The organism is Ferruginibacter sp. HRS2-29, from assembly GCF_024343615.1.
GTDB lineage: Bacteria > Bacteroidota > Bacteroidia > Chitinophagales > Chitinophagaceae > Ferruginibacter.
The window spans coordinates 1-4,309 of sequence record NZ_RJUB01000045.1; the positions used below are offsets into that span (position 1 = coordinate 1).

Genomic DNA, 4,309 nt, shown 5'->3' on the forward strand with positions numbered 1-4,309 from the left:
TTGTTTCCTGCAGGCAGGAAACTGAAATGCAGTTTATAAGAATTTGGAACTACTTTACAAGATTCAAATTCTTATAACCTGCATTTTAAGTTTTTACGAAGTAAAAACAATCAACGCAATCATTTTATCCTTTTAAATCAGCGTTTTTTTTCTTCAGGAATCAAAACTTCCAGCCCAACGTAGCCACCACATTGCTTTGCTGCACCCTTGTAGTGGCAAAAGTGTTATCCTGCCCCGAAAGCACGTAAGGCATGTTCGCATCTTTTGTAAGATGCTGTACATAAGTAAGATCGATGAAGAACCCTTTGTTGCGGTAGCCGAGGCCTCCGCTGGCCAGCATCTTGCTTGCTTTGAAGGGAACATCCCTGTAAGGATCGCCATAGTAAGCAAAACCAAGCCTCGCCATGATGATATTGAATTTCAATTCGCCACCCACCCGAAAGTTGAACGCACCTTTGTAAGCATCTTTGATCACTTCGTTCAGCTGTTTTTTGTAATCTTTGGATAAGGAGGAAGATTCTTTATTGTTGTCGGAAAAACGGGTCCCCTTGTGGTTTACATATTCTACATCCGCAGTGAGAAACCCTTTTTGGCGGGTCACATTTTCTGTTTCCCTGAACACATAAGAAGCGCTCAGCATAGCTTTCCACGGCGACATCTGGAGGTATTTACTTTTGCCGGGCTGACCATTGGTAAAAATTTCAGACGATACATCATATTGGGTCACGTTCCCCGAGGGGCCTTCAATGTCTGTGTGAAGGGTAGTGGTACGTTCGTCCTGCGCCCATATGAAGGAGGGGGTATGTAAAGCCACCCCGATCCTGATATATTCTCTCGGCCTGAAAATAGCGCCCAGCTTAAGGTTGAGCCCGATACCCCTGGTCACATAATCATCCGTATATTCAAATGATTTGAACCCGTTGAGGGTATTGGAAGAAGTATCATTTTCCTTAAAAGTTGTATTGCTCGCATAATCGATGATCGGTACGCCCATGCTGGCACCAAACAACCATTTATCGTTGTCATTTACTGCGGCGCCGAAAGCCAGTTCATAAAGGCCGCCACTGGTTTTGCGGCGGTATTCCTGCTGCAATGCCTGCCCCGCATCCAGGATATTTTCAGGGGCAGCCCTTACTACAATCTGGTTTCCCCTGGTTACAGTATCGATCAGGAAAGTATACACTGCCGGGGCCGAAGTGTAAGGCAACGGCGAATTCTGATTGAGCACTTCATCAATGCCGATGCCGTATTGCTGGTTGGCATTGGCGAACTCTTCGGCAAACTGTTCGCTGAAAGAACTGAGGTTATTCAATCCTTTGTATTGAATGACATTGTTAAGATTGGCAGTCTGGGTAAAAGCGATACTGAACGCGGTACTTTGTCTCTTTTTCACATTGTCTCCCATGCCAAAAACCCAGCCGATGGGGCCAACCGTGAGTGCATTCCTGTTGTTGGTAGAATTTGTACCGCGGTAATCCACTTTATTATTGGTAAAAATAAATGAAGGCGTGAAAACAAATTCCTGGGTTTTGTAAAAACCCAGCCCGGCAGGATTTACAAATGTGGCGGTAATATCACCACCCAACGAACCCATGGCGCCCCCGATAGCCTGGTTGCGGGCAGTGCCGCTCTGCGGGTACCAACTGTACCGGATGGCATCTTCGGGAACCTGCGCTACGACATCCATTGAACCTATAAGGCAAATAATGAATAGATATTTTTTCATATAAGATGATTGCTTATCCCCCATGGCGGGATAACATGATGAAAATTTTGAGTGGGTTGTTTCTAGTTGGCGCGGGCCGGCCTTGAAACGCTGCCTGAGCTGCTGCTACCCGAACTTGAGGAACCCGAGCTGGATGAATTGGTATTTGTATTGGTATTGGTTGGAGTGTACGTCCGCGAATTGGTATTGTTAGAATTGTTGGTATTCGTGTTATCGTAGCGCTGGTAAGTATTCCGGCGTACACTGTTCGAATTACTATTATTGTATGTCCGGATCGGGCTGACATAATAAGTAGCGCCCGTTTTCTGATTGGCCACTACAGTCCTCATATTTACATAACTATTGAGATTGGTCATGCGGGGAGTCGTGTTTTTCGGGTTGCTGATGGCAACGCCGCTGATATACACCGGGCATGGATAGTAATATGGGTTGTAATAGTATCCATAGCTATATCCATATTGATACGGGCTATAATAATAATCGTAATCGTAGTTGGTGTTGAGATTGCGCCAGCGCCTGTCGTAGGCAGCCATACGGATCTCTCTTTCTTCAAAATCATAGCGGCGGACATCAGCATCGCGGCGAACATATTCCGTCACTTTTTCTACCGGCCGTTCAGGGGAGTAATAAACATCATCGGGTGTTTGCCCGCTTTTATATGCTGTGCTGCAACTTGCCAGGGCAGCTGCTGAAAATGCTAAAAGTAAAAGTTTAATTTTCATGGCGAATGCGTTAAAAATGTGAGAATGAAGTTACGGTTTTATTCCGGAGTTGCTGCACACGAAGTTCTGCAAACTATTTACAGATAGGCATTTGCAGGCGCAGATTCGCTGTTAAAGATGTCTTAAGAAAGGGGCAACTTTTTGAAATTATTAGTAAGTCTTTTCCGCCAGGAAGGCTTCCTCACCGCAGAGAACATGAGTAAATAGAGTATACGCAGAGTTCTCTGCAGTAAAAGCAGCCTCCATCCGAAAGTACTGGCTTTCGCGAACAATCGACAACCCGTCCCCCGTAACTCCGATAAAATTTCAATCGATTAAATCTCACCCATTTTGCATCATTTTAAATTATAACGCACCCCCAAAAAAGCCCTGGCCCCCTGCATGGAAGAAAAATTATATGAAGGGTCAAATGTGTAGCCATAAGGATTGTTGACCGGGTCATCCACGTATTTATCAAACGGATCAAACGCCCGGAGGATAGGATCAGCCGGCACAAAATTGAACAGGTTTTTAACACCACCGTATATCTCCAGCCCGGCTTTGATCTTTTTTGTTACCTGCGCATTCACGATGGCAAACCACGGAGAATATTCGGGGCGGTAATCGTTGGGCAATATCGGCAAACGCATCGGCCCGTCCCATTTTCCCGTAAGGTCAATCACAAAGCCTGCAGGGAGGTAATAAGTGGCCACAAAAGTTCCGCTCCATTCCGGCGCATGCAGTTGCCGGCTTTTTACCAGCTTGCCGGAATTGTCTTTTTGTTGCTGGAAAACATTCATATAACTGATGCCTGCAAGGAGCTTCAAAGGGAAATTGAAATTGAGTTCCGTATTCAACGATACACCTCTTGAAATGGCATGCCCGTCGAGGTTATCATAAATAATCTTATTGGGATCGGTATCAAAATCGCCGATGATCTTGTTGGTGAAATAAGAATAAAAACCGGTGATATCGAAGCCCAGGTAAAAATGATCGGTCGGTATTTTCAACACATAATTGAGGTTGGCATTGTACGACCGCTCCGGACGCAGAGCAGACGCTATCACCACTTCCCGGGCGCCGGTAAGCGCCGCATGGTCTTCTGTAAAAAGATTTACCACCCTGAAGCCTGTTCCCATACTTGCCCTCACGATGTTGTTATTGTTGGGCGCATATTTATAGGCAACCCTCGGCGAGTGTACACTGCCATGGTTTTTATCGTGATCGAACCGGTAACCCGCCAGCAGTGTATGTTTGGGGCTGATGCTCCATTCATCCTGAATGAACACACCCGGTAGAAATGTATTCGTTGGCTGGTTCGTGCGACCGTCAGGTGATGCAGTACCAGGGGTATTGTCATCATAATGTGTGTAACGCACAGAACCGCCCATCAACAGTGAATGTGATCCGGAGATCTTTTTATCCCAATACGTTTGCAAAAAAACCACCTGCTGCGTAGCAAAATAAGGCACTTTGCCGTAGTATGAATTCTGATCGTGTTTGTTGAAAGAAAACTGCGTGAAGATCTTTTCCCTGGTTGGCAGTTGATATACACCAATGATCTCTGCCCGGCGGGTGTAAATGCTTTCTCCGTAAATGCTGTCGGTGCCACGCCATTGTTTGCCCCAGCTGGTTTGTCCGCCCCAGCGGTCTTCATACACAAACCTTCCGGCGATACTCGCCAGGCGATTTTCTTTCCGCGTAAAATTCCATTTATTAAAAACTGAAATCCGGTTCTGCAAAGTCATGTCCGTAAAGCCGTCGTTATTCTTATCATGTTTCTGCTGGTAATTGAAATAATTCACTCCCAGGAGACTGGTCGCATTTCTGGTTTTCATTTTAGCCGCCACATCCACGCTCAGTTCGCCCCAACTGGTGCCAA

At 45.9% G+C, this 4,309-nt stretch carries 3 protein-coding genes; all 3 read right to left on the bottom strand.

Going from position 1 to position 4,309, the window contains the following annotated elements; genetic code table 11:
- Positions 1–160: 160 nt before the first annotated feature.
- Positions 161–1,726, bottom strand: coding sequence for a hypothetical protein (locus EGI32_RS10685; protein ID WP_255155380.1), 1,566 nt, complete (start codon positions 1,724–1,726; stop codon positions 161–163).
- A gap of 62 nt (positions 1,727–1,788) precedes the next feature.
- Positions 1,789–2,448 (bottom strand): hypothetical protein, encoded by a 660-nt coding sequence (locus tag EGI32_RS10690; protein WP_255155381.1) that lies wholly within the window; start codon positions 2,446–2,448, stop codon positions 1,789–1,791.
- Between the two features lie 335 nt (positions 2,449–2,783).
- A partial coding sequence (locus EGI32_RS10695; protein ID WP_255155382.1) for a TonB-dependent siderophore receptor occupies positions 2,784–4,309 on the bottom strand: 1,526 nt, incomplete at its 5' end.